Source organism: Pseudomonas sp. R76 (assembly GCF_009834565.1).
GTDB lineage: Bacteria > Pseudomonadota > Gammaproteobacteria > Pseudomonadales > Pseudomonadaceae > Aquipseudomonas.
This window is the reverse complement of record NZ_CP019428.1, coordinates 3601270-3620760: the sequence shown is the minus strand read 5'-3', so window position 1 is coordinate 3620760 and position 19491 is coordinate 3601270. Positions and strand designations below refer to the sequence as shown.

Genomic DNA, 19491 nt, shown 5'->3' with positions numbered 1-19491 from the left:
GACCAGGGCTTGCCGTACGTCAACGATGACAGCGATAGTTTTTCGCGCGACGCACTCCTGCGCTGGTATGGCGTGAAACCACCAGCCGGCGCGGGTGACGTAAGCCGGGTCCAGCATGAGTTATCGACGCTCGACTGGTCCACGCTGGCGCCCCTCAAAAAGGCTGAACTCGAGGGCCGGGCGCAAACGGCCCGGCGAGCCATAGGGGCTTTGGATGAGCGTGCGCACCTGGCTGATATCCTGAAACAACATCTCGCAGGCAAGCCAGACGACGAGCCGGTGGCGCTCGACGGCCTGGAAGTGCAGGTCAGCAGTACCTCGACGTTGGCGCGCAACGTCAACGGCAAGGTTGCGCTCGACGCCGCCCTGCAGTCCCTTGGGCAGCCGCTGCCCAAGACCGCGGGTGAGTTGCGTAACGCCATCCGTTGGCTCACGGCCGCATTGCCGCCGCCGCCTGCCCAGGGCAACTATTCCCATCTGTTAGCGTACACCTGGGCACCCGGCAAACTGTCTCCCGCCGATAAGGCCGCTGTGGCCCACCTGAGCCATGACGACGATGACAATGATGAAGGCGAGTCGAGCGGGCTCAACCTCCTGCGTTTGCTCGAGGTTGATGGCATCCTGGGTGCAAACACCCCTGAAGCATTGCGCAGTAAAGCGGATGATTTTCTCGAGCGGATACTTCGAAACCCTGAGGCGTTGTTTTGGGGCGACCTTCTTGCCCAGGATCGGGATTTTCTTGGCGAGAACGGTACGTCACACTTGTCGGACGCTGAGCGTGCGCAATGGATAATCGCCGCCATCAAACTGCAGTTTGATCCTGACGCTCCTGGGCGCAAGGGTTCTATCGCCGGCTATGACCTCTATCAGCCTGGCAACAGCGGGCGAACCCTGGCCGAGGTGCGTAGGGATGTCGAAAACCACCTCAAGCAAAAAAATCCACTGCTCGATCCCAGGGCCGCGCCATTGGTGGCCCATCTATTTCTGGCGAGCGCGGCGCCTGAGTTTCTGCTGCCCGGCACGCCAGCGACCCTGCGGATAGGCTCCACCGAGTGGGCGGATTTGCGCCTTGCCGTCACCTTGGCCGAGCGCCAGGGCGGCGCGGGCTGTTCGCGCTCCATGAGTTATCAGGAAATCATCGCCCTCAGTCGGTTGGATCCGCGCACCCCGGAAGAAGCGGCGGTGCTGGATAACTATGGGGTCGACGTCTTGCTCGATTGGGGCCTGATGCGCGGGCTCTACGCCAAGCCGGCGGACGACCGCTACACACCCGAGCACTTTCAGCAAGCCACTGCAGCCTTCAACGCCGAACGCGCGCAAATGCTGCAAGCCCTCGGGCTATTGAGCGCAGCGATGCCTGGCCAATCTCATGCAGGGGTTGAGCAGCACCACGGCACGAATGATTGCGAACCTGTCATTGCCTGTTCGTCAGGCCCTGGAGTATGGCGAGGTCAAACTGTTCGCCCTGCGCGAGCAAACCGATGAAGTCCTCGTACTGGACGAAACGCCCGGTCACGTCGAAGCGCGGCGCGGACGCAAAGGTACGTTGGTAGAGTGCACATTCCAGGGCGTGACGCATTTTCTTGAAGTGTTTGCGGACAAGTTTCTGATCGTTGAACGTGACGACTTGGTCGCGCCGTTAACGCTGGGGGGCACGCTTGAGGATCATAGGAAAACCTATGGCCCTTGGGCGCCATCGGACGTACAAAAACTGATTGGCAGGGAACAGCCTTTTGATTTCAAGGCCTACAGTTCCGACGCCAAGCCTGCGCCGGGGGTGAAATCCAGGGGCATCATTATCGACCAATTGGGCGACGCACTGCCCGCCGATTCATCTGTGGCGCAAGGTGACAGCGCTGTTCCAGTCCCCAACAGTTTTTCCTCGGAGCGAACGCAGGCGATCGTCAGACGCATCATGTACGGCAACTTCGTCCATCATCGTGACACGGTAGTAAAGCTCGCCAAGGGCGAGTTGAAACTGGAGCAACAGCGCGAAATGTTGCGGCAAAACGACCGCATATTGCTCGGCATGATCCCCTTTGTCGGGGCAATCATGGAGCTGGCCAAGGGCAACATCGTTGAGGGTACGCGAGGGCTGATCCTCGATACTGTCGGCGCTTTTATAGGCGGCGCAGGGTCAGCCACAGGGGCTTTGATCAAATCCACAAAAGTCGTTGCGCCTTTCGGTGCCAAGGCTTTTCGTGTTCTGGAAAAGGGCATCGTCGTCGTCAGTGGCTTTTTGAATCCGCTGGATGGCGCGGCGGACCTGCTGCACGGCGCTGCCAAAGGCGTCATCGCGGTGCCCAAACTGCTGAACAAGGCACCGAGGCCCTTGTTGTTGAGCACGCTGGGAGCCGTGGAGGAAAAGTTGCGCCTGTGCCTTGGCGTGCACAGCGGGTTGTTGAACCGTTCGCCGGCCGCTCATGGCGGTAGCAGGCAGCCCCCGACTCAGGCGGTGAACAACCATTCGATAGCGGTTGACGCAGTGCCGGTCGATGACAAGTTGTATGCGGCCAACCCCCGCAACGGCTTGCCCATCGGTACGCCCCTGGACGGGGTTCAACCGCTGGACGCAAAGGCAGCGTAGGAACACCCCCGCGCGCCCCCTGGGGCGCGGGGGGGCCGGCTGCCTTAGCTTGGATAATTTCCCTCGATACATTGAGAAACCCCCTACGCCTCAACTTGGCGTTTCTTAATATTTTCGTAATTGACTGTTTTTACGGACAAAAACTCTCATCACTCCAACCGGTAGAGAGACATTTGCAATGTTGCCAATCCCTGCGAACGGTAATGTCACGTTTTTTGGTCAGCCTTTAAGTCCCCGAGTACCGCAACCGCCCCAGCACCGCCCTGATGAACCTGCCGCGTCCACGGCTCCTGCTGTCAACCCGCGTCCCGATCGCTTCCAACCTTTCAATTCCCCATCGCTGCGCCAGTTGCGGCTCCAGGAGCAGGCCGGCCGGCCCAAACGTGATACCGCCGCTCAAGGCACAGACGTGCCCGCCACCCGTCAAAAAGAAAGGCGCCGCTACCCCGCCAGGGCCGACGCTGAAAAGGCCGATACCAAGCTGCAGAAAAACCTGGTCCAGTGGCTAAAAACCGGCAAGCCGAACGAAAACGTCATTCCTCAAAAGTCATCCGTTGCGCCTTTTCTCGCTATGTACAACCAGGCGCTGAATGAGCCCTCTGTACAAGCCTGGTTCAGCGCTCAAGGGTTGATACCCGCAACCATACGGGTATTCAGCGATTGCGTGGTGGGCACGGTAATGCGCGAGGGTAAGGCAATCATCCAGCGTTTTTCTACCACCGATGGCTCAGGCTGGGGGCAGGTCAGCCACACGATCAATGCGCTGCAAAAAGTGCTGTCGCCGAGTGATCTGGGGCTTCCCGGCACCCCGGATTTCGCTTCAATCGGGCGCGATGTGTTATTGGATTTTTACGGCGTAAAACCACCCCTGAATGAAAAGGCCGCGCCGAAATTGGCCAAGCATCTTAGACAGGAGGGCTGGCCCACGATTGCCCAAACGCAACGCGACGGCTGGGAGGGCCAGTTCAACGCGCTGCTCCAGCATCGTCACGACAGCGCCGTACGCACGCGTCTGGTCGAACAGTTTCAATCGCAGTTCACGACTGAACCCAATGACTACGTGATTGAGCTGGATAATCACGCCGTCGCCATTGAGCCTGGGTCCAGCCTTGATCGGCGCAGTCATAAAGCACGCCAGTTGTTTCTCGAATTCCTGGCATCTCCCACATTCCAGGCCTTCCTGAAGAAAGCCGGTTTTGATCTTCCCGGCAGCGAATTCAGGATGAGTGAATTCAGGCTGTCGGAGGGCGAATTGCAGATGCGCAATCTCGCCGGTGAATGGGTTTCTCTGCAGAACAAGTTCGACGATGAGGTCGAGCGCGCGTCCAGAGTCGACGACCCCCAAGGGCATGCCGCCCGCAAGATGAATGCGGATTTCGACCAGTTAGTGAAAATGAGCGAAAAAACCGGCAATGCGCTGTACAACACGCGCACTTATGACGCGCGTCAGACCCTGGCGTTTTATACACCTGACACGCCGAAAACCGTCGGCCAGTTACGCGCAACCCTGGGATGGCTCGGCAATCAATTGCCAGCCCCTGCGCTGGCAGGTGACTACGCCAGCATGACGCCTTACGGGGAAGATCAGGGAGGCCTGTCGGAGCAAGCCCTTGAAGCGCTCAAAGGTCAGTCGGCGCAGGTCATGACTGCCTTCAAGGACTTTTCCAGGGCGCCCTCAGGGTTCCAGTCCTACCCGGACCCGGACCGTCAGCTCGCTGAATTTTTTGATTCGCCACAGGCCGTCGCGCTCGCCGAACAGATCTCCAAGTCCCTCAAGCTGTTTGCCGTGGCCGATGGTCAGGCGCTGCCAAGGGCCGAGCGCCATCAACTGTTAGCCACAGCACTCAAGCTCAATGTGGATGCGCCTGTGCCAGGCCTTCAAGGGAACGTGGCCGGTTACTCGCTGTATCAGCCGGACAATATGGGCCGTACGCTTAAAGAGGTGCGACAGAGTGTCGAGCAGCATTTGGAGAGCAAAGGCGTCGACGCCAAGGTCTCGGCCCTGATGGCCCACCTGTTTATGGCTCAGTCGGCACCCGAGATGCTGGTCAAGAGAGACCCGGCCTTAGCCGCCGATGCTGCGCAGGCGTTCAATCAGGACCCGGAAAACATCAAGGTCGGTTCCACCGGCTGGATGAACCTGCGCCTGGGGTGTGCAATCGCGGGCGATTCGCGCGTGAACTTCACGCAAGCGCTGGCGCTGGCACGCCAGGACATTACCGGGCCTGAACAGGAAGCGTTGCTCAAGGAGCTGGGCGTGCAGTCACTGTTGGACTGGGGGGTGATGTCGGGGATTTTTCCCGCGAGTTCAGATGGCAAATACTCACCGGGTGACTACGAGGCCGCGGCGACAGCCTTTACCACGCGCGAAAACCAGACGCGTGAGGCCTTTGCCACGTTATTGAGCGAGCCGCCCACCCAGGCAAGCCTGCTGGTCGAACAGCTGGCGATACTGTTCCCGGAAATGACCCAGGAGGAAATTCGCAACATCACGCTGGATGGCTACCCCCCGACAAGCATTGCTGCGGCTGCTTTCGAGAAAAGGTCATATAACCTCAAATCGAAAAAGTTGATCGACGTGATTCTGATGAATCAAAGCGAAAATAAGCCGGCGCTGGGCACACTTGAGAAATGGACGGACGGCGCGTTTATACACCCCAAAGTGTCTCTTGCCGAGTTCAGAGAGCGCATCAAGCAATTACCCAGGATCGAGCCGTTGGTGGCGCCAGGGGTCGACACGTACATCGCGGCCACCCGAGCAGCCCAGGCCACCGCATTGAAGCTGATGTTCACGCAATTGACCCTCGAGCAGCGCATGGCGTTGGAGCGATCGCCGCAAATCGAGTGCTTTACCTTAAGGGCGCCGACTGGCGACGATTTGAAGCAGGATAACGGGCCCGAATCGAACGTTGCAAAAAACGAAGGCAGGCATGGCGTCCTGATACGTTACGAAACCGGTCAGGCCAAGCCTAAATATGGTTACTGGGGGATTTACCCCAACTCAATGACGATGGGCGAGATAAAAGGCTTGCCCGATGATTTGAAACTGGGTGGCGAGATACGCGATGGCACTAAACCCCATGTCAAAATTCCTGTAGTAAACCTGACCATTAATGAGGTCGCTACCCAATTCCACCGAGGCACCGTACTGCCCATTGATTTCGAGGCCTTTCACAAGGGAGTGGCCCCGCGCCCCGGCGTATCGTCGGAGGTGATCGTTGAAAAGCTTGGGGAGCCGTTGAAGCGGCCTGCGGCGCATACTCACCATCGCATTCCAAACACCTTTACGTCTTCCATAACTTCCCAGTTAGTGGACCGGTTGCTGGAGCATAGTTTTGATGACAATCGCGCGGGTCGGATTGCATTCGCCAACGAACCGTCAGACCTGCACAAACGGACTTATCCCTTTAAGCCGGGCAAATATTTTACCGCCGAAAATGCCCGCATGTTACTCAACCTTATCCCGTTCGTGGGGGCGATTGCCGACTTGGTGGAGGGCAATACATTGGCGGGCGTCAAGGGCTTGCTGATAGATATTGGATCTTTTCTCATCACCGGTGGGCTGGCTGGCGCAAAGACGTTTGCCAAGGGCCTGACAATGCTGGTGCCTTTCAGCAGCAAGCCATTCACCCTGGCTGGGCTCAAAGGTGGGGCATCCTTTATTCGCGGGCTGTTCAACCCCTTGGAAAACATCCCTGACTTGATGCGCACGGTGCCGCGTGGCCTTAAGGGGGCGAGTAAAGTCGCCAACAACGTTCGGGTTCGCCTGGGTTCAAATATTTACGTCCCGCCGAAAATCTTCGAGCAGTGGCGCTGGACTGCAGGCGCGTGGGATACATCGTTTTCAGGAGGGGCACGCGCAATTAACCAGTTCCCGGGCGCCCGCAAAGGTTTCAGCGGGACCAAGGAGGTCGTGGCGGTGCAGAAACATGGCTCGTGGTACGCGATCAACCCGGCAAGCCAGCAACCGGATCGCACGCCATTGGAGCACTTCAAACCCCAACCGGCTGCTTGATCCCCGGCACTCGGCCGCTTAGTGCGGCCGAATGCCAGGGCGTTGCATCAGTTCAAGCCCAACTTGCCACGCAGGGTCGACAGGTCTTCAGCCAAGGTGTTGACCGGGCCTACCAGGGCCTTACGGTCGTTTTCCTTCACTTTGTCGTAAGTCTCAAAGCCGCCATCCTTGGTCTTGTACTTGGCCAGGATTTTTTCCACGGCGGCGAAGTTCTTGTCGACTTTAGCCAGGAAGGCCTTGTCTTGTTTCTCGATCTGGCCACGGAACAGGTCGACGATTTTCTTCGCGCCGTCGATGTTGCCCTGGAAGTCATACAGGTCAGTGTGGCTGTAGCGGTCTTCTTCACCGGAGATTTTGGTCGCGGCAACTTCTTCCAGCAGCGCGGCGGCGCCGCCGACGACTTTCTCTGGCGGGAAGGTCAGGCCGTCAACCCGGGTTTTCAGGTCGTTGACGTCGGTGTTGAGCTTGGCGGTCAGGGTTTCCAGGCCTTTGGTGGTGTTCTGCGAGAACAGCACGTATTCGATGCGGTGGAAGCCGGTGAAGTCTTCGGCGGTCACGCCTTTTTCGTGGTCGTCGACGCGCGAGTCGATGGAGGCGTCGAGGTCGCTGAACAGCTCGGCGATCGGCTCGATGGACTCATAGTGCACGCGGGTCGGCGCGTAGAGCTTCTTGGCGGTGGCCAGGTCGCCTTTGTTGATCGCATCGGTGAACGCCTGGGTCTGGGTGACCAGTTCACCGATTTCTTCGGTGACGTAGATCTTGTAGTCCGACACCGGGCCTACCAGGTCCAGCGGCGCGGTAGCGGCGAACGCTGCCAGCGGCGAAAGGGTCATTAACAACGACAACGCGATAGTCGACTTCTTCATGGGACGTTTTCCGCTCTGGTTTGTTTTAAGTGTTGGCAGTGGTTTGAGGGTGCGTTGCAGCGAGCAGCGTGCGCCCAATGAAATCCTTGGGCCCGGTGACCCCCGGCAAGGTGAAGAAATACCCGCCGCCGACCGGCTTGAGGTATTCCTCCAGGGGCTCGCCGTTGAGCCGGGTTTGCACGCTGATAAAGCCTTTCTCCAGGTCAGCCTGGTAGCAGATGAACAACAGCCCCATGTCCAGCTGACCGTTTTTGTTGACGCCGTTGGAGTAGTTGAACGGCCGACGCAGGATCAGGTTGGCCTGAGTCTGCGGGGTGCGCGGGTTGGCCAGGCGGATGTGCGCATCGAGCTTGGTCAACTTGCCTTCCGGGTCCTTGCTGTAATCGGGCACCTGGGTTTCTTTGTCGCCATCCATCGGTGCGCCAGTGGGTTTGACGCGCCCGATGATGCTTTCCTGCTCTTGCAGCGGGGTACGGTCCCAGCGCTCGACGAAATTGCGGATGATGCGCACGGCCTGGTAGCTGCCATTGGCGGCCCACGCCGGTTCGTCGCTGCCCGGTTGTACCCACACAATCTGGTCCATGGCCTTGTCGTCGTTGGAGTTCGGGTTGGCCGAACCGTCACGAAAACCGAGGAAGTTACGCGCGCTCTGCGCCGGCTCGCCAGGTTTGGCGGGTGCTTGCGGCGGCACGCTGCCTTCCTGTTTCCAACGCACCAGCAGCAGGTCCGGCAGGTTTTTCACGATGTCGCGCAGGGCGTGGATATTGGTGTCCGGGGTGTTCGAGCTGAACTGCAGGCTCAGGTCGCCGTGGCACTGCGCCGGCTCCAGCGCGTCGTTGGGGAAGCCGACCATGCGGCTCAGGCGCTTGGGCTTGACGGCGGTGAGGCCGAAGCGCTCATCGAACAGCGACTCGCCGACGGAGACGGTGATGGTCAGGTTATCCGGGGTGACCACCGGGCCGAGAATCCCGGAATCGGTGGGCGGCAGCTTCGGGTCGACTTGCGGCACGGTGCCGCCGGTCATCAGGAACGCGATGCGCTCGTTCAGGGTGCGGAACAGGCGCTCCAGGTCTTCACGGTCGCTGGCGAGTACGTCAAATGCGACGACCATGCCGCAGGCCGGGCGCGGGGTGACGATGCCAGTCTGGTGTTTGCCGAAAAAGTCGTGGTGGTCCTGGGTCTTGTCACTGCGCGGTGCGGTGGTGACTTGCTCCGCCGCAGCGGCCATCGCCGGGCAGGTCAGGGTACTGCCGGCAATCGCGGCGCCGGTGGCCGCCATGCCCAGCAGGACACGGCGGCGGGTTGCAGAAAACTGTTCTGAATCACTCATGTAGTAGGTCGTCTTCACTGCAGGCCGGAAAGGCCAAGGGCGGGGTCGATTCCATCGAGTGCAACGGCCAGAGCCTTGGCCTTGTCGGCGATCTGCTTGCGCTGATCGGCCGTGACGCTGTCGTAGCGGCTGTACTGGCCGTCGACTTTCAAACCATTGAGCTGGGTATCGAAGGCGGCGAGGGCGCTGTCGATTTTCGGCAGCAGGTCCGCTGCGGATTTGGTCAGCAGCGGACGCATCAGCTCGACGACTTTGTGGGCGGCTTCCAGGTTGGCGGCAAAGCCATTCAAGTCGATATGGCTGTAGCGTTCTTCTTCACCGCTGGCGGCGCGTACATCCGCCAGGCTGTTGAGGTTGCGTACCACAATGCTCACCAGTTGCTCCGGTGGCAGCGACTGCGCGAGCAACTGTTGCTTGAGCGTGGTGACATCGGTGACCAGGCGCTGGGCAATCGGGTTCAGGCCCTCCAGGCTGTGTTGCTGGAACAGGCTGTATTCGAGGCGGTGGAAGCCGCTGAAGGCTGGGTCCTGCTCGCGTTTTTCGAAGTAATCGGCGCGGGCGTTGATCGCGTTATCCAGCTCGGCCAGGCGTTGCGACGCCGGCGCCAGACGCTGGTAGGCCTCACGGGCCGGCACATAGAGCGCCTGCGCCTGGGCCAGGTCGCCCGCTTCAATGGCTTGCTGCAGGGCCGTCACGGCCTTGACCAATGCGCTGCCTTGGCCGCTCAGGTACACGCGAAACTCCGACAATGGGCCGATAAACGCCACCATCGACGGCTTGGCCTTGGCCTGGGCGTCGGACTCAGCAGTCGGCGTGACATGCAACGTGCCGCGCGGGTTGCTCAGCAGCCCGCAGGTGATTGCATAGTCGCCGGGCAACAGGTTGGCGTTGATCACCTGGCTCAAACCCGGCGCGATGTTTTCGCGTTCTTCGATCACCAGCACGCCGTCGAGGATTTCCCACTCCACCGCGCGGTCGGAGCGGTTGATGATGCGAAAACTCGCGCGCCCGGCAGGTACCGTAATTTCGTTGGGCTCACAGGCGTGACCATGGATCGTCACGGCGATTTCATTGTGGTTGGTCTGGCGCTTGGCGGCGGCCAATTGCGAGGCGTAATAGAACAGCGCACCGGCGCCGATCATCACGACCACCGAGCCCGCCACCGCCCAGCGCAAGGCGCGGGAAGGCGGAGCCGGTTGAGGGTTTGGGTTGGACAAGAGACGGTCCTTACTGGCTGGAAACGGAAGAGGTGTTGGCGACAGGCTTGGGTGGGGCCGACGGCAGGAAGAACATCACCAGTGCCACCACCAGGTAAATCAGGTAAGCGCCCAGGGTGCTGACAGTCGGCGCATCCTGATAGCCGAACATCCCGGCCAGCACCGAGCCCAACGGGCCATCCATCGGCAGCGTCGCGCTGAAATCGAACAACACGGTTTGCAGGTGGTTCCACACCCCGGCTTCGTGCAGGGCTTGGACCGAGTTGGCGAGAATGCCGGCGGCCACCACCAGGATGAACAGGCCGGTCCAGCGGAAGAACGCACCCAGGTTCAGGCGCATGCTGCCGGTGTAGATCAGGAAACCGACAATGATCGCCAGGATCAGGCCGAGCAGGGCGCCAATCGGCGCGCCGGGGCCTTCGCTCTGCTGGAACACCGCGAGCAGGAAGAACACGGTCTCCAGGCCTTCGCGGGCGACGGCGAAAAACACCATGGCGATCAGCGCGATCACCTGGTGCCTGGAGCCGGCCAACGCGTGGTCGAGGGATTCGTGCAGGGCATGCTTGATGGAACGCGCGACTTTGCGCATCCAGAACACCATGGAACTGAGAATGCCGACGGCCACCAGGCCGACCACACCTTCGAACAGCTCCTGTTGTTTTTGCGGGAATTCGGCGCTGACCAGCTCCAGGCCGCCGCCCACCAGCAAGGCCAGGGCAGCGGCGAGGAACACACCGATCCAAACGGCGGGCATCCACTGGCCGCGGCCGGTCTGTTGCAGGTAACTGGCGATGATGCCAACGATCAATGCTGCTTCAATGCCTTCGCGCAGCATGATTAGAAAGGGAACGAGCATTCGGCACCGCATCAAGACTGGATAGGATGCTAATTTGTAACATAATGATACTCATTACTAAACAGGCAATATTGACCTTTGCTGAACTGCGGCTGAACGGTGGTGGCGAATCGCAACCGCCCTTATGATGCACCCCATCTTTTGCAGTATTGAATAGCCCGATTCCCATGGCGGAAAAAGACACCATCTCTATCCATCTTGTGCGCGAAGCCTTGCTGCAAAGCTGCGCGCCCGGCGCGGCCACGGTGGAGGCGTTGAGCAAGGTCGGGATAGACCCGGCGTTGCTCGACCAGCCCGACGCCCGCGTGCCCGCCACGGCCTATGCACGCCTGTGGCGCCTGCTGGCGCGGCGCATGGACGACGAATTTTTTGGCATGGACCCGCGCGCACTCAAGTCCGGCAGCCTGGCTTTTCTGTGCCGCACCGCGATGGCGCAACCGAGCCTGGGCACCAGCCTGGAAACCGGCCTGGGTTTTCTGTCGTTGATGCTGGAGCAGATGCCCGCACACCTGGTGCGTCAACAGAGCCTGGCGGAAATCGTCTTGCTCGAACCCGAACCTAAACGCGCGTTTACCTATTTCACCTATTGGATGATCGTGCATGGCGTCGCCTGTTGGTTGGCAGGCAGGCGTATCCCGATCCTGGCCATCGAACTACGTTGTTCGGAACCGGACTTCTGTGACGATTACCGGGTGATGTTTTCCGACAACCTGCGCTTTGACCGGCCGCGCACCCGCATGATTTTTTCCGCCGACTGCCTGGACCTGCCGATCAAGCGCAGCCCGGAAGAACTCAAGCGCTTTCTCGCGCATGCGCCGGCCAACATCCTGGTCAAGTACCGCGACCCTGACAGCCTCGCAACGCGCATCAAACACGACCTGCGCCAGATGTCGCCCGACCTGTGGCCGGAAACCGACGGCCTGGCGGCCAGCCTGTGTATTTCCGCCTCGACCCTGCGCCGCCGCCTGGCAGATGAGGGGCAGACCTATCAAGGGCTCAAGGACAGCGTGCGCAAGGAACTGGCAATTGTCTGGCTGGCCGAAGCGAATATCAGCTTTGCCGAAATTGCCGCGCGGCTGGGGTTTGCCGATGCCAGTTCGTTCTACAAGGCATTTCGCAAGTGGTCGGGGTCCAATCCTGGGCATTACCGTAGTTTGATCCTTAACGAGGCAGGGTGAGATACAGGTCTACCTGATGTAATGAGGTCAAAAGGTGGGAGAGGGCTTGCTCGCGAAGACGGTGTGTCAGTCGACTCACCAGTACAGGCCCCAACGCATTCGCGAGCAAGCCCGCTCCCACCCTTTAACCGAGTGCAACTTCCTCATTTGTTCAACCCGTGGCGGGCAGCACACACAATGCGCAGTGCCGGTCATCGGGTGTACAAGCCGGGTCGGCCATGGCTTGCTTGTAAGCCGACGGATCAAGCAGCGCGGTGTAGCAAATCAGATGGTGATTACACAGCGGGTTGTCCTGAACCGCAAAACTTGAACAATCGGCGGGGATTGTCTTGGCCTGCTGCAGCGCGTAGTAGACAGAGAAGTGCAGCACGTCACACTTCGGTACGGTCGGTACAACGTCGCGTGCGTAATTGAAGAGGTCGTAGTTGCTGACCTGCGTTTCGAAGAACTCCACAAATGTTTTGTTGCCGGTCTTGGGTGAGGCGAACAGGCAGGCGCTCGCCTTGCAGCCTTGCAGGTTGAGGTCGAGGGTAAGGTAGGTTGCCAGCGCCGATCCCAGGCTATGCCCCAACACCATCGGCGGATTTGCCGCCGTCAGCTGGCGGATGCCAAGCGCCAGCGGCACCGGCGGTGCACCGTCCAGGCCATGGAACTGCATCGTGCTGTAGATTTCCCAAAAGCCCTGATCCACCAGGCCTGCTTTCGGGTTGGGGTGGCTCATCATCAGGAAGTCGAGGTCGTCGCCCCATTCCTGCGCACCGTCCGTGCCGCGTATCGCCACCACGTACTGGTCCTGGCCCTGGACGTTACGCTGGGCGACATAGCCGTAGCAGACGCGACTGCGCTGGTCGTCAGAGGCGCCGATCATCGTCGAGCGCAATCCAAGGCCAGACACCCAAATGTCATCTGAACCCGAAAGAAACCCAACCACATTCCATCCCGTTTCCTTTATTCGTGGGTCGATCTGCGGCGGGATCTGACGCGGGTTGATGTCGCACATGTCCCAGGCATACATCACCAGTAATGCGTAGGGTGCAGCAGTCATTCGATCCATCGGAGGCTCCTTGTGAAGTCATCACTGTGAATGATTGAAGCATACCCACGGTATTAAGCTTGGCGCACGCGGCATAAAAAAAGCCCCGCGACCGAATGGGGCGTGGGGCTAAAAATTGGCTGGAAGCGACCAACCCAGGGAGCTCTTTACATCACAAGTAGGCTTTGAGCTGTAAGTATTGAAAGAAATAGGCTGCTACTGAGTAGTCTGTTTCCCAAAGTAAGAAAAGCCGCCAAATCTACTGGGCGGCAGCAGGACATATAAAAGATAGCTCTCTATATTTCGACGCCATCTTCTGTCGATCAGGAATGCATGGATGGCACGGTATCGCTACGCAACGTTGTTTAAATTGCTGAGGGGCTTCTGATGCCTCAGCCTTATGCGTTTATCAACGACCGGCAACAGACTTCGGTAGAACTCAAGGCCAGCTTGCGCTTGAGTAAACACGCCGAAGCCAAGTTCGATGTCCTTAATTCCCATATACGCAATGTTGTGGTGTTGCCAGGGCAACTGGTAATCATGGGTGATGATTCCACTGCCGCCTGTACGCTGGAAGAATCCCGCCTGATGCAAGCCGCCTGGACAATACGGCATGAGCTAATGGCCGAAGGTGGGGATGCCTTTGTACTGCACAACTATGACCTGCTACAGAAAATACTCGGTTATGCGTCACTTGGGATCGGCTCAGCCGGTGATGCCTGGAGCCGACATCTGCAAGACATTGGTAAAACGCTTGAAGAGATTGATGCCTTGCACAAACAATCCCTGCGACATGGCGGCGGCGTAGTGCGGGACGACTTCCTGGCTCGCCGCCAAACCCTGTTCGCTAAGTTGGAGGCGCAGATGCGCGGGTTCGCCCGTTATGGCACGGGTTTGCGCCAGGAAAGTTCGATCAAGAAAATGCTGGGTATTTCCACTCGCAGTTATCTGCATACAGGGGAAATCAGTCGCTATGCCGAGAGGATTTCGCATATTGCCAGGACGGCAAAAGTGCTTAAGGCGGGAACGCCGTTAGGGATTGCGTTGAGCACGACGTCCACTGCGCTTGAGATCAAGGAAGCGTGCTCGACGGGGAGGGAAGAGCAATGCACGAAGGCGAAATATGTGGAAGTGAGCAAGCTGGGTGGAAGCGTTTTAGGCGGTCTAGGAGGTGGTGCGATTGGATCAGGTTTGTGTCTTGCCATATTGGCGCCCACTACCGGTCCGGGCTCACTGGCTTGTCTATTGATCGGTGGCGCGGCGGGGGGCTTAGCAGTAGGAGAACTTGGAGGGCGTGGTGGACAAATGGTGGGTGAAACACTCTATGAATATTGAAGAATTCCTAAGCCCACATTTCATTTTATCGTTGGGGTTAGCTTTGTTTTTTTCGCTCACTGTTGTCCTGGTGATCTACGCTTTTTTGGCCTATCGCCGACTGGAATACATGGAGCACCTTCTGAATAAATGCAGTTTTATTGCCTTCCACTCACGGTTTTGGGATAACTCGCCGCGCGGAAGAATGATGCGGCTCAATGCGGTTGCAGTTGTCGTGTTATTGCCGAAACGGTTTCTAAAGCGCGGTCTCATTGACTGGCAGCAAGTTCAGGAATTTCCTCGCGTTTTTAAAAGACTTTTCCAAGGCATGTTCTTCGTCGGCCTGTTTTTCTTCGTTTGCGGCGCCTTTATCTGGCTACGTCAATGAAGTACTGCTCAGCAAAAGCCGTTCCTCAGCCGCCAAACAAAAAAAGCCCCGCGACCGAATGGGGCGCGGGGCTAAAAATTGGCTGGATGCGACCAACCAAAGGAGCTCTTTACATCACTTGCTGCTGGCGACGACCGTGTCCGGCTGCCAGCCGCCACCGAGGGCCTTGTAGATCGCGACAATCCCGCGATACAAGTCCACTTCGGCCTGGGCCTGGGAGTCTTCAGCGGCCAGACGCTCACGTTGCGCGTCGAGCAGCACGAGGAAATCCACCGTGCCTTCGCGATAACGGATCGCCGCCAGGTCGGCAGCCGCGCGACTGGACTCACTTTGACGGATCAGCGAGACCAGGCGCTGCTGGCGTTTGCCGTAATCACTGAAAGCATTTTCCGATTCTTCCAGCGCCAGCAGCACTTGCTGCTCGTAGGTTGCCAGGGCGCCATCGGCCTCGGCATTCGCCCCGCGCAAGCGTGCACGCACACTGCCCAGGTCAAATGCAGCCCAGGTAATGCTTGGGCCCAGGGACCAGGCATTGGCTGCAGCTGAACCGATTTGCGAACCGCGCCCGGCGGTAAAGCCGAGGAAGCCGCTGAGGCTGACCCGCGGGAACAGGTCGGCCTTGGCCACGCCGATACGCGCGGTGGCGGCGGCCAGCTTGCGTTCGGCGCTGAGGATGTCCGGGCGACGTTGCAGCAATTGCCCTGGGTCGCCGATTGGCAACGCCTTGGCAATCGCCGGCAGGTCTTTGGGGCTCAGGTCCACAGTCAGCTTGTCGGGGCGCTGGCCGAGGAGGGTGGCGATGCGGTTGCGCTCGCGCACTTGCTCGGCTTGCAGTTGCGGCACGCTGGCTTCAACGGCGGCCAGGCGCGCATCGGCGCGTTCCACATCGAGCTGATCGCCGACGCCGGCATCCCGCAGGCTGACGGTGATGGTGCGCGATTCCTGCTGGTTCTTCAGGTTGTCCAGGGCGATACGTTCACGCAATTGCGCGCCGCGCAGTTGACCGTAGGCGTCCACCAGTTCGGCAATCATGGTGACTTGCAGTTGGTACAGGTCGGCTTCGGCGACCTGTTGGTCAGCGTCGCTGGCTTCCAGGTTGCGGCGGATACGCCCGAACAAATCCACTTCCCAGGCCATGTCCAGGCCCAGGTCGTAGCGTTCGCTGTTGACGCGCTTGGTGGTCTGGCCGGGAATCTGGCCTTTGCCCACGTCGCTGCTGGCCCGGCTGGTCACCACCGGCATGATGTCGTTGGCGGCGTCATCACGAATCGCACGCGCCGCGCGCAGACGGGCAAAAGCGACGCGCAAGTCACGGTTACCGTTCAACGACTGGGTCACCAGTTGGTTGAGGGTCGGGTCCTCGAACTGCTGCCACCAGATGCCTTCGTATTTGGCATGGTCATAACTTTTGGTGTCGGCGGCGGCCGTGATATTGGCCGCCTCAAGCTTCTCGGTTTTATAGTCCGGGCCCACGGCACAGGCGCTCAGCGCCAGTACCAGCAAGCTCGGCAGGAATACTTTCACGCTCATTGCTGTGTCTCCAGCTTCAAGGCCTTGGCCGCTTTGCTCGCTTCGCCGCGCTCCACATGGCGACGGATCAGTACGTAGAACACTGGCGTCAGCAACAGACCGAAGAAGGTCACGCCGATCATCCCGGAGAACACCGCCACGCCCATCGCATGGCGCATCTCGGCACCGGCACCGCTGGACAACACCAGTGGCACCACACCCATGATGAACGCGAACGAGGTCATCAGGATCGGCCGCAGACGCAGACGGCAGGCTTCCAGTACCGCAGCCAGCGGGTCGAGGCCTTCCTGCTGTTTGTCCTTGGCGAACTCGACAATCAGAATCGCGTTCTTGCACGCCAGGCCCACCAGTACGATCAAGCCAATCTGGGTGAAGATGTTGTTGTCGCCGCCCGAGATAATCACCCCGGTAATGGCCGACAGCAGCGTCATCGGTACGATCAGAATCACCGCCAGTGGCAGGCTCCAGCTTTCGTATTGGGCGGCCAGTACCAGGAACGCCAGCAGTACGCAGAGCGGGAACACGAACAGCGCAGTGTTGCCCGAGAGGATTTGCTGATAGGTCAGGTCGGTCCACTCGTAGGTCATGCCGTTGGGCAGTTCTTCTTTCAACAGTTTTTCAATCGCCGCCTGCGCCTGGCCGGAGCTGTAGCCCGGTGCAGCGTTGCCGTTGATTTCAGCGGTGATAAAGCCGTTGTAGTGCATCACGCGGTCCGGGCCCGAGGTGTCGCTGACCTTGATAAAGGTCGCCAGCGGGATCATCTCGCCTTTGTTGTTACGCACTTTCAGCTGGCCGATCTGGTCTTCATCCTGGCGGAACTGTTGCTCAGCCTGCACGTTAACCTGATAAGTACGCCCGAAGCGGTTGAAGTCGTTGGCATACAACGAACCCAGGTAGATCTGCAGGGTGTCGAAGATGTCGCTGACGGCCACGCCGTGGGTCTTGGCTTTTTCGCGGTCGATGGCAGCATCAACCTGCGGCACGTTGACCGTGTAGCTGGTGAACAGGCCAAACAGCTCAGGCGTGGTGCGGCTCTTGGTGATGATGTTCTGCACTTCTTTGTACAGCTCGTCATAACCCAGGTTGCCACGGTCTTCGATCTGCAGGCGGAACCCGCCAATCGTGCCCAGGCCCTGTACCGGCGGCGGTGGGAAGATCGCCATGTAGGCTTCTTCGATGCTGCTGTACTTGCCGTTCAGTGCACCGGCAATCGCACCGGCGGACATGCTTGGGTCTTTACGCTCGTCGAACGGTTTCAAGGTCACGAACACGATGCCGCTGTTCGGGCTGTTGGTGAAACCGTTGATCGACAGGCCCGGGAACGCTACGGCGCTTTCCACGCCTGGTTGTTTCAGCGCGATGTCGGACATGCGTTTGATCACGTCTTCGGTGCGGTCCAGGCTTGCGGCGTCGGGCAATTGCGCGAAGGCCACCAGGTATTGCTTGTCCTGGGCCGGTACGAAACCAGTCGGCGTGTGGGCAAAGCCCAGCCAGGTCAGGACCATCAAGCCGGCGTACAGGAACAGCGCGATACCGCTGCCGCGAATCACCCGGCGTACGGTGCCGACATAGCCATGGCTGGCTTTCTCAAAGAAGCGGTTGAATGGACGGAACAACCAGCCACCCAAGAGTTTGTCGAGCACCTTGGAGAAGCGATCCTTCGGCGCGTCATGGCTGCGCAGCAACACGGCGGCCAGGGCAGGCGACAAGGTCAGCGAGTTGAAGGCCGAGATCACCGTGGAAATCGCAATCGTCAACGCAAACTGCTTATAGAACTGCCCGGTCAAGCCACTGATAAAGGCCGCTGGGATGAACACCGCACACAGCACCAACGCGGTGGCGATGATCGGGCCGGTCACTTCGCTCATGGCCTTTTCAGTGGCCGGGAACGGTTCCAGCCCCAACTCGATGTTCCGCTCGACGTTCTCCACCACCACGATGGCGTCGTCCACCACGATCCCGATGGCCAGTACCAAACCGAACAGCGACAAGGCGTTGAGCGAGAAGCCAAACAGGTGCATCACCGCAAACGTACCGATCAACGATACCGGCACCGCCACCAACGGAATGATCGAGGCGCGCCAGGTTTGCAGGAAGAGGATCACCACCAGCACTACGAGGATCAGCGCTTCGAACAGGGTGTGAACCACCGCTTCGATGGAGCCACGCACGAAGATAGTCGGGTCATAGACGATGCTGTAGTCCATGCCTTGCGGGAAGCTCTGTTTCAGCTCTTCCATCTTGGCGCGCACTTCGTTGGAAATCTCGATGGCATTGGAGCCGGGGCGCTGGAAGATCGGGATCGCCACGGCCGGCTGGTTGTTCAGCAACGAGCGCAGGGCGTATTGGCTGGAGCCCAGCTCAACCCGTGCGATGTCTTTGAGGCGCGTGATTTCACCGTTTTCGCCGGAGCGAATAATGATGTTCTCGAACTCTTCTTCAGTGACCAGACGGCCCTGAGTGTTCACCGACAGCTGGAAGCTGGTGGCATTCGGTGCAGGTTGCGCACCCAAGGCACCGGCGGCCACTTGGCGGTTCTGCTCACGGATCGCGTTGACCACATCGGTGGCGGTCAGGTTGCGCGAAGCGGTTTTGTTCGGGTCCAGCCACACACGCAGGGAGTAGTCGCCCATGCCGAACAGCTGCACGTCACCCACACCGCCCAAACGTGCCAGCTCATCCTTCACATTGAGCAAGGCGTAGTTGGACAGGTAGAGCATGTCGTAACGCTGATCCGGGGAGGTCAAGTGCACCACCATGGTCAGGTCGGGGGAGGCCTTGTCCACGGTGATACCGATGCGCGTCACTTCCTCGGGCAGTTTTGGCTGAGTCCGGGTCACACGGTTTTGCACTTGCACCTGCGCGTTGTCCAGGTCGGTGCCCAGGGCGAAGGTGATGGTCAGGGTCAGCTTGCCGTCGGCGGTCGACTGCGAGGACATGTACAGCATGTTCTCGACGCCGGTGATCGCTTGCTCCAGCGGCGCGGCCACGGTTTCACCGATGACTTTAGGGTTGGCGCCCGGGAAGTTGGCGCGTACCACCACGGTGGGCGGCACGACTTCCGGGTATTCGCTGATCGGCAATTGGAACAGCGAGATCGCGCCGGCGATCAGGATCAACAGCGACAGCACCGCTGCGAAGATCGGCCGTGAAATGAAGAACTTGGAAAAATTCATC

At 59.4% G+C, this 19491-nt stretch carries 13 protein-coding genes; 6 read left to right on the top strand and 7 right to left on the bottom strand.

Features of this window, described 5'->3' with window-relative positions:
- Window positions 1–9: 9 nt before the first annotated feature.
- The 3 genes from PspR76_RS16230 (at window position 10) to PspR76_RS16220 (ending at window position 6602) form a co-directional block, all read left to right on the top strand.
- Window positions 10–1485, top strand: a complete 1476-nt coding sequence (locus PspR76_RS16230) for a hypothetical protein (protein ID WP_159956798.1) — start codon at window positions 10–12, stop codon at window positions 1483–1485.
- Window positions 1400–2587, top strand: a complete 1188-nt coding sequence (locus PspR76_RS16225) for a hypothetical protein (protein ID WP_159956796.1) — start codon at window positions 1400–1402, stop codon at window positions 2585–2587. The genes PspR76_RS16230 and PspR76_RS16225 overlap by 86 nt, the downstream gene beginning before the upstream one ends.
- A gap of 178 nt (window positions 2588–2765) precedes the next feature.
- The gene (locus PspR76_RS16220; RefSeq protein WP_237235670.1) at window positions 2766–6602 is read left to right on the top strand and encodes a hypothetical protein; all 3837 of its coding nucleotides are present in this window, start codon (window positions 2766–2768) and stop codon (window positions 6600–6602) included.
- Window positions 6603–6649: 47 nt separating this feature from the next.
- Here the strand turns inward: PspR76_RS16220 and efeO (PspR76_RS16215) are convergent, their stop codons facing one another.
- The 4 genes from efeO (PspR76_RS16215) to efeU are packed head-to-tail and all read right to left on the bottom strand — an operon-like array spanning window position 6650 to window position 10871.
- The gene (efeO, locus tag PspR76_RS16215) at window positions 6650–7468 is read right to left on the bottom strand and encodes an iron uptake system protein EfeO (RefSeq protein WP_159956794.1); all 819 of its coding nucleotides are present in this window, start codon (window positions 7466–7468) and stop codon (window positions 6650–6652) included.
- Window positions 7469–7493: 25 nt separating this feature from the next.
- Window positions 7494–8798 carry an iron uptake transporter deferrochelatase/peroxidase subunit gene (efeB, locus tag PspR76_RS16210; RefSeq protein WP_159956792.1) on the bottom strand — a complete coding sequence of 435 codons (1305 nt, stop codon included), beginning with the start codon at window positions 8796–8798 and terminating at the stop codon, window positions 7494–7496.
- Window positions 8799–8812: 14 nt separating this feature from the next.
- The gene (gene efeO, locus PspR76_RS16205) at window positions 8813–10015 is read right to left on the bottom strand and encodes an iron uptake system protein EfeO (protein ID WP_159956790.1); all 1203 of its coding nucleotides are present in this window, start codon (window positions 10013–10015) and stop codon (window positions 8813–8815) included.
- Between the two features lie 10 nt (window positions 10016–10025).
- On the bottom strand, window positions 10026–10871 hold the full coding sequence (gene efeU / locus PspR76_RS16200) for an iron uptake transporter permease EfeU (RefSeq protein ID WP_159956788.1): 846 nt from the start codon (window positions 10869–10871) through the stop codon (window positions 10026–10028).
- A gap of 167 nt (window positions 10872–11038) precedes the next feature.
- Between efeU and PspR76_RS16195 the strand changes: the two genes are divergently transcribed.
- Window positions 11039–12049: an AraC family transcriptional regulator gene (locus tag PspR76_RS16195; RefSeq protein WP_159956786.1), complete on the top strand. Its 1011-nt coding sequence runs from the start codon at window positions 11039–11041 to the stop codon at window positions 12047–12049.
- A gap of 151 nt (window positions 12050–12200) precedes the next feature.
- Here the strand turns inward: PspR76_RS16195 and PspR76_RS16190 are convergent, their stop codons facing one another.
- Entirely contained in the window at window positions 12201–13103 is a 903-nt protein-coding gene (locus PspR76_RS16190) for a lipase family protein (protein WP_159956784.1), read from the bottom strand.
- A 366-nt stretch (window positions 13104–13469) separates the two neighbouring features.
- Between PspR76_RS16190 and PspR76_RS16185 the strand changes: the two genes are divergently transcribed.
- Both PspR76_RS16185 and PspR76_RS16180 read left to right on the top strand, forming a co-directional pair.
- On the top strand, window positions 13470–14417 hold the full coding sequence (locus PspR76_RS16185) for a hypothetical protein (RefSeq protein WP_159956782.1): 948 nt from the start codon (window positions 13470–13472) through the stop codon (window positions 14415–14417).
- Window positions 14407–14784 carry a hypothetical protein gene (locus PspR76_RS16180; protein ID WP_159956780.1) on the top strand — a complete coding sequence of 126 codons (378 nt, stop codon included), beginning with the start codon at window positions 14407–14409 and terminating at the stop codon, window positions 14782–14784. The genes PspR76_RS16185 and PspR76_RS16180 overlap by 11 nt, the downstream gene beginning before the upstream one ends.
- Before the next feature lie 114 nt (window positions 14785–14898).
- Here PspR76_RS16180 and PspR76_RS16175 read toward each other — a convergent pair whose 3' ends face one another.
- The gene (locus tag PspR76_RS16175) at window positions 14899–16314 is read right to left on the bottom strand and encodes an efflux transporter outer membrane subunit (RefSeq protein WP_159956778.1); all 1416 of its coding nucleotides are present in this window, start codon (window positions 16312–16314) and stop codon (window positions 14899–14901) included.
- Window positions 16311–19490, bottom strand: a complete 3180-nt coding sequence (locus tag PspR76_RS16170) for an efflux RND transporter permease subunit (RefSeq protein ID WP_159956776.1) — start codon at window positions 19488–19490, stop codon at window positions 16311–16313. The genes PspR76_RS16175 and PspR76_RS16170 overlap by 4 nt, the downstream gene beginning before the upstream one ends.
- Window position 19491 lies beyond the last annotated feature (1 nt).

What these genes read in the sequence shown, in the direction of transcription:
- PspR76_RS16175 (WP_159956778.1), bottom strand. Translation starts at nt 16,314, where the DNA reads ATGAGCGTGAAAGTATTCCTGCCGAGCTTGCTGGTACTGGCGCTGAGC.
- efeU (WP_159956788.1), bottom strand. Translation starts at nt 10,871, where the DNA reads ATGCTCGTTCCCTTTCTAATCATGCTGCGCGAAGGCATTGAAGCAGCA.
- efeO (WP_159956794.1), bottom strand. Translation starts at nt 7,468, where the DNA reads ATGAAGAAGTCGACTATCGCGTTGTCGTTGTTAATGACCCTTTCGCCG.
- efeB (WP_159956792.1), bottom strand. Translation starts at nt 8,798, where the DNA reads ATGAGTGATTCAGAACAGTTTTCTGCAACCCGCCGCCGTGTCCTGCTG.
- PspR76_RS16225 (WP_159956796.1), top strand. Translation starts at nt 1,400, where the DNA reads ATGATTGCGAACCTGTCATTGCCTGTTCGTCAGGCCCTGGAGTATGGC.
- PspR76_RS16220 (WP_237235670.1), top strand. Translation starts at nt 2,766, where the DNA reads ATGTTGCCAATCCCTGCGAACGGTAATGTCACGTTTTTTGGTCAGCCT.
- PspR76_RS16170 (WP_159956776.1), bottom strand. Translation starts at nt 19,490, where the DNA reads ATGAATTTTTCCAAGTTCTTCATTTCACGGCCGATCTTCGCAGCGGTG.
- PspR76_RS16195 (WP_159956786.1), top strand. Translation starts at nt 11,039, where the DNA reads ATGGCGGAAAAAGACACCATCTCTATCCATCTTGTGCGCGAAGCCTTG.
- PspR76_RS16190 (WP_159956784.1), bottom strand. Translation starts at nt 13,103, where the DNA reads ATGGATCGAATGACTGCTGCACCCTACGCATTACTGGTGATGTATGCC.
- PspR76_RS16180 (WP_159956780.1), top strand. Translation starts at nt 14,407, where the DNA reads ATGAATATTGAAGAATTCCTAAGCCCACATTTCATTTTATCGTTGGGG.
- PspR76_RS16185 (WP_159956782.1), top strand. Translation starts at nt 13,470, where the DNA reads ATGCCTCAGCCTTATGCGTTTATCAACGACCGGCAACAGACTTCGGTA.